The sequence below is a fragment of the Pseudomonas sp. HMWF021 genome (assembly GCF_003061005.1).
GTDB lineage: Bacteria > Pseudomonadota > Gammaproteobacteria > Pseudomonadales > Pseudomonadaceae > Aquipseudomonas.
Window position 1 is genome coordinate 1 of the sequence record NZ_QAIK01000088.1, and the last position, 4,038, is coordinate 4,038.

2 protein-coding genes and 1 pseudogene are annotated in these 4,038 nt (G+C 60.1%); all 3 read right to left on the bottom strand.

Going from position 1 to position 4,038, the window contains the following annotated elements; translation table 11 throughout:
* Positions 1 to 280 precede the first annotated feature (280 nt).
* Positions 281 to 574, bottom strand: coding sequence for a DUF2845 domain-containing protein (locus DBR18_RS11905; RefSeq protein WP_108590457.1), 294 nt, complete (start codon positions 572 to 574; stop codon positions 281 to 283).
* Complete coding sequence (locus DBR18_RS11910) at positions 574 to 3,522, bottom strand: DUF748 domain-containing protein (RefSeq protein WP_108590458.1); 2,949 nt, start codon at positions 3,520 to 3,522, stop codon at positions 574 to 576. Before DBR18_RS11910 ends, DBR18_RS11905 begins: the two co-directional genes overlap by 1 nt.
* A gap of 183 nt (positions 3,523 to 3,705) precedes the next feature.
* Positions 3,706 to 4,038, bottom strand: a pseudogene (locus DBR18_RS29110) (class I SAM-dependent methyltransferase); the annotation flags it as partial.

The window sequence follows — 4,038 nt, forward strand, 5'->3', positions numbered from 1 at the left end:
CAAAGGCGTCAAAGCGGTCTCCGCTGACGGCCTGAAAGCCGAGTAAGGCATGACTTCTCGCCTGGACCGGGAGAAGGCGCGACAGACGGGCCGAGCAATACGTCTGCCGCAACTTTAGAGTTCATGCGAACGGTCACACGGATGTGACCATTACAGGCCCCGGCACTTGTGTCGGGGCCTGTTCTATTCGGTAGAAGCAAAAGATCGCAGCCTTCGGCAGCTCCTACAGTGGAATGTGTTCTCCTGTAGGAGCTGCCGCAGGCTGCGATCTTTTGATCTTTCAGTTACCGCGTTTGCTGTTGATCTGCCGCAGACGATTGCCTTCAAAGCGCAGGTATTGATACATGCCGTTGCTCGGGCCGTAGGTCCATTCCTCGACCTGAAACTCTTCGCGGCGGTTGGCGCTGCGCTTGTAGCCCAGAACATCCCGGCTGACCGGCTCACCGCACTTTTGCAGCACTTCGCTGGAGCGGTCGCCAAGGCTGACCAGTTGACTGCCGCAACGCAAAGTGTCGGACGCCAGCGCATGGCCGGCGAAGGACAGTGCCAGGATGAGCAGCCATTGCCTGCTCATCATTCGGCATCCAGATGCATCGGCGTTACCACCCGGCCATCGCTCTCGGCTTCACCAAGGTTGGCATCGATGAAGTACACGCGATCGTCTTCCAGCTTGCCCTTATCGACCAGGTAATCCTTGATGCTGCTGGCGCGTTCCTGACCCAACTGGCGCAGCAGCACATCGCTGGAACTCCAGAACTTGATCACGCCTTCGCGCATTTTAGCCGTGCGTTCTTCTTTACCCAGATCCTTCCATTCGGCCGGTGGCTGGGTTTTAAGACGGGTGCGGTAGATGCCTTCAAGCAGTGGGCCTTTCTCGCTGTCCGGCACCTGCAGCAACGAAGCCTGCGCCGGCACCTTGTCGCCTCGGCGCTGGAGCATCTTGTAGTAGTTGTATTGGTATTCGCGCTCCAGGCGTTGTTCGGCAATCAGCGGGCCGTCGCTGCTTTGTGCTGCAGTGCCTTCGATTTCCAGGCGCAGGGCCGGACGCTCTTTGAGCGCCTGGGACAATTTGGTCAAGGCACCTTCGGCGTCCTTGCTCAGGTCGCTGGAGCCTGGAGCAAAGGACACGGTGCCCAGATCCTCGGAGCCGCCGCCACTGATCAACCCGCCGATCAGCTTGAACGGTGCCGCAGCAGCCTTGACGATCAGGTTGCGCAGGGTCTGCCAGACAATCGGCATCACGCTGAACTGCGGATTGTTCAGGTCGCCCGTGACTGGCAGTTCGATGGAAATCTTGCCATCGACGTCCTTGAGCAGGGCGATTGCCAATTTGAGCGGCAGGCTCACGGCATCCGGGCTGTCGACTTTCTCGCCGAGCTGCAGTTGCTCGACCACCACTTTGTTTTCAGCCTTCAACTGGCCCTTGGTGATCAGGTAATGCAGGTCGAGGTTGAGCCGGCCCTTGCGGATGCGGTAACCGGCGAACTTGCCGGAGTAGGGCGTCAGGGTGGTCAGCTCGACCCGTTTGAAACTGGTGGCGATGTCGAGGCTGGCCATCGGGTCGAACGGATTGACCGCGCCTTTGATGGTCACCGGTGCATAACGGTCGACCTTGCCCTTGATGTCGACGCTGGCCGGTTTCGCCTGACGGCTGTCGATGGTGCCGATCTGGCCGTTGAGCTGTTGAATCGCGGTGGCGAAGTTCGGTGTCAGGCTGAAGTCGGCGAAGTTCGCCGAACCGTCGTTGATCGCAATCGCGCCGATGTGAATGCCCAGCGGCTTGTCCTTGCTGGCCGGTTTCGTCGTGGCGGTTTTCGCACCGCCGTCGGCGGGCTGCGGGATCAGCAGGTCGTCGATGTTGGTGGTGCGGTCATCGTTGATCATGAATCGGGCGTACGGCTGGAACAGATTGACCTTGTCGATCGACAGGCTGTCACCGTGCTGGTAGTTCAGGCCTTCGACCACCACTTGCTGCCACTTGAGGAAGTCGCGGGTTTTCAGGGTGTCGAGGGTATGCAATTGATCGATCTGCGCGCGCCCGGTCACGCTGAGTGCCAGCGGTTCGGCGCTCTTGAGATTGACCTTGAGGTCGCTGCCAAGCATGCCGCTGCGTAGTTCCAGGCGAATGAACGGATTGATGTAGGACTGCGCGACACGCAGGTCGATGTCCTGGGTTTTCACGTTGAGCTGAGCGGTGACCGGTGCGAGGTTGACCACGCCGTCGGCGTTGATCTTGCCTTGTTTGCCCAGGCCGCTGTCGAGCCTGACCTTGAAGGGCGAACCGTTGAGGCTGTCGAAATCCTGCAGGTCGATGTTCAGCGGGGTGACATCCAGTGCCACGGGCGGTTTTGCCGAGCGGTCGGCCAGATGCACCGTGTAGTTGCGTAGCTGTACGTCCTTGAGCAGCACTTGCCATGGTTTGCTCGGCGCCGCCGGTGCTTTCGGCGAGTCGGCGGCTGCCGGAGTATTGGCCGGTTCCGCCGCGGCCTTGGCGGCAGGTTTCGATGGCTGGCTGGCGAACAGTTTCTGCCAGTCGAGCTGACCGTCGGCCTCGAGCGCTGCCCAGGTTTCCAGTTTATTGCTGCGGATCTTGCCGACCACCACTTGCTGTTTGGCCAGGTCCAGCGAAGTCTCGCTGACGTCGAGGCGTTCAAGTTTTGCCAGCGGGCGGCCGTCCGGCGCCTTGATCGCGAACGGCGCGACACTCACTGCGATGTTGTTCAGCAGCAGTTCGGTTTCTTTCGACAGATTGAGTTTGTATTCGGTGCTGAGATTGATCACGCCGTCTTCGAGCACCAGTGGCACGGCGTCACGCACGTAGGGCCAGAATGACTTCATCTTGCCGTCGGTGACTTTCAGTGTGCCTTCGGAGGTGAACGGGATCAGGCTGAAGTTGCCCTTCCAGTCGATCTGCCCACCGGCGGGGCCGGCGGCCACCAGGGTCATGTCGGCATTGTCTTCGGGCAGCGTGCTGAGGTTTTTCAGCTCGAAATCGAGCTTGTCGTAGAGAAACTCGATGGGCTCGCTCGGCCGGGCGTCCTGGAAATGCACGTTGCCGCCGGCCAGTTGAATGCGGTCGATGCGCAGCGGGAACGGCTTGGCATTCGGATCGGTCGGGGTTGGCTCGCTGGCGGGGATTTTGAACAGGCCCAGCAGATTGAGCTGACCGTCCTTGGCGAACAGGACTTCGGTCTTGGGCTTGTCCAGCTCGATATCGGCCAGATGCAGCGCTTTGGTCCACAGACTGTCGAGTTGCAGGTTGGCGTACAGGCGCTCGAAGCCGACCTGCTCCTTGCCCGGCTCACCGATGACCAGACCCCAAAGCGTGACTTCGAGGCTGAACGGATTGAGTTCGATGCGCTGGATATGCGCAGGCACTGTGGCGTAGTTGGCCAGTTGCTGGTTGGCAATGCGCAGGGCAATGCCCGGCAAAATCAGAAACCCCAGCAGGCTGTAGAGGGCCAGAGCAGTCAACAAGGCGCCAATCGCGCGAATCAATCCTTTGGGCATGTGCGGCTTCATCTGTCTGAATCGGAGTGCCTTGGAGTATGGCACGCGATTCTGGTTCCGAAGTGCATCACGGGTTGCAGGATTGTTCAGATTTGTCTGAAAAACCTGTAGGAGCTGCCGCAGGCTGCGATCTTTTGATCTTGTTCTAAAAAATCAAAAGATCGCAGCCTGCGGCAGCTCCTACAGGGAGTACGGTTACAGCTGCAGGATCAGGGTTTTCAGCGGTGGCTGCTGATCCAGCGACGGGAAGTCGGCCCCCGGCGTCATCACGCTCCATTCGCGCACCGGTCGCCCGGCCTTCTCGGCGCAACGCAGGACCTGCTCGCGCCAGTCATCCATGCTGACTTTCGCCAGGTTGTTGCAGCAGATCAGCACGCCGTTTTCGGCGGTGGTCAGCAGCGCCGGTTTGAGCAGGCTCTGGTAGTCGCGCAAAAGGTCGACGGTGCCGAACGCACTCTTGGCCCAGGCCGGCGGGTCGAGCAGCACCATATCGTATTGGCGCTGTTCGAGGCGCTGATAGCTCGGCAG

Excerpts from the sequence above, each read along its gene's own strand:
- DBR18_RS11905 (WP_108590457.1), bottom strand. The coding sequence starts at position 574 with ATGAGCAGGCAATGGCTGCTCATCCTGGCACTGTCCTTCGCCGGCCAT.
- DBR18_RS11910 (WP_108590458.1), bottom strand. The coding sequence starts at position 3,522 with ATGAAGCCGCACATGCCCAAAGGATTGATTCGCGCGATTGGCGCCTTG.